The 2,030-nt window shown below is 52.7% G+C and carries 1 tRNA gene and 2 rRNA genes; all 3 read right to left on the bottom strand.

The features are described 5' to 3' along the window. Positions 1-622 (bottom strand): 23S ribosomal RNA (locus tag AC27FC_RS23040); the annotation flags it as partial. Between the two features lie 183 nt (positions 623-805). Beyond that, positions 806-881, bottom strand: a tRNA-Glu gene (locus AC27FC_RS23035). A gap of 84 nt (positions 882-965) precedes the next feature. Continuing rightward, a 16S ribosomal RNA gene (locus tag AC27FC_RS23030) occupies positions 966-2,030 on the bottom strand; the annotation flags it as partial.

The raw sequence follows: 2,030 nt of genomic DNA, 5'->3' as shown, positions 1-2,030 counted from the left end.
GGCTCCCCTATACGGTTAACCTTGCTACAGAATATAAGTCGCTGACCCATTATACAAAAGGTACGCAGTCACACCACTAGGGTGCTCCCACTGCTTGTACGTACACGGTTTCAGGTTCTTTTTCACTCCCCTCGCCGGGGTTCTTTTCGCCTTTCCCTCACGGTACTGGTTCACTATCGGTCAGTCAGGAGTATTTAGCCTTGGAGGATGGTCCCCCCATATTCAGACAGGATACCACGTGTCCCGCCCTACTCTTCGAGTTCACAACCTGTGTGCTTTCGTGTACGGGGCTGTCACCCTGTATCGCCGGACTTTCCAGACCGTTCCACTAACACACAAGCTGATTCAGACTCTGGGCTGCTCCCCGTTCGCTCGCCGCTACTGGGGGAATCTCGGTTGATTTCTTTTCCTCGGGGTACTTAGATGTTTCAGTTCCCCCGGTTCGCCTCGTTAACCTATGTATTCAGTTAACGATAGTGCAACGAATTGCACTGGGTTTCCCCATTCGGACATCGCCGGGTCAAAGGTTCATATCACCTCGCCGGCGCTTTTCGCAGATTAGCACGTCCTTCATCGCCTCTGACTGCCAGGGCATCCACCGTGTACGCTTAGTCGCTTAACCTCACAACCCGAAGATGTTTCACTTCTGATTGCGAAAATTTGAGAGACTCGAACACACCATTAAAGATGTGTCGTTTCAATTTTCAGCTTGATCCAGATTTTTAAAGAGCAAATATCTCAAACGTCACCCGAAGATGAGTTTTGAGATACTGAGGCAGGTGACTTTCACTCACGAACCAGCAAGTGGCGTCCCCTAGGGGATTCGAACCCCTGTTACCGCCGTGAAAGGGCGGTGTCCTGGGCCTCTAGACGAAGGGGACGTGAAGTCTCAATCGCAAGACGCCTTGCTATTTACTTTTCATCAGACAATCTGTGTGGACACTACAAAGGCAGGTTCTTTAAGGTAAGGAGGTGATCCAACCGCAGGTTCCCCTACGGTTACCTTGTTACGACTTCACCCCAGTCATGAATCACAAAGTGGTAAGCGCCCTCCCGAAGGTTAAGCTACCTACTTCTTTTGCAACCCACTCCCATGGTGTGACGGGCGGTGTGTACAAGGCCCGGGAACGTATTCACCGTAGCATTCTGATCTACGATTACTAGCGATTCCGACTTCATGGAGTCGAGTTGCAGACTCCAATCCGGACTACGACGCACTTTATGAGGTCCGCTTGCTCTCGCGAGGTCGCTTCTCTTTGTATGCGCCATTGTAGCACGTGTGTAGCCCTACTCGTAAGGGCCATGATGACTTGACGTCATCCCCACCTTCCTCCAGTTTATCACTGGCAGTCTCCTTTGAGTTCCCGGCCGGACCGCTGGCAACAAAGGATAAGGGTTGCGCTCGTTGCGGGACTTAACCCAACATTTCACAACACGAGCTGACGACAGCCATGCAGCACCTGTCTCAGAGTTCCCGAAGGCACCAATCCATCTCTGGAAAGTTCTCTGGATGTCAAGAGTAGGTAAGGTTCTTCGCGTTGCATCGAATTAAACCACATGCTCCACCGCTTGTGCGGGCCCCCGTCAATTCATTTGAGTTTTAACCTTGCGGCCGTACTCCCCAGGCGGTCGACTTAACGCGTTAGCTCCGGAAGCCACGCCTCAAGGGCACAACCTCCAAGTCGACATCGTTTACGGCGTGGACTACCAGGGTATCTAATCCTGTTTGCTCCCCACGCTTTCGCACCTGAGCGTCAGTCTTTGTCCAGGGGGCCGCCTTCGCCACCGGTATTCCTCCAGATCTCTACGCATTTCACCGCTACACCTGGAATTCTACCCCCCTCTACAAGACTCTAGCCTGCCAGTTTCGAATGCAGTTCCCAGGTTGAGCCCGGGGATTTCACATCCGACTTGACAGACCGCCTGCGTGCGCTTTACGCCCAGTAATTCCGATTAACGCTTGCACCCTCCGTATTACCGCGGCTGCTGGCACGGAGTTAGCCGGTGCTTCTTCTGCGGGTAACGTCAAT

Source organism: Enterobacter sp. C3_dUdeg (assembly GCF_057536195.1).
This window is presented reverse-complemented; position numbering and strand designations above follow the sequence as displayed.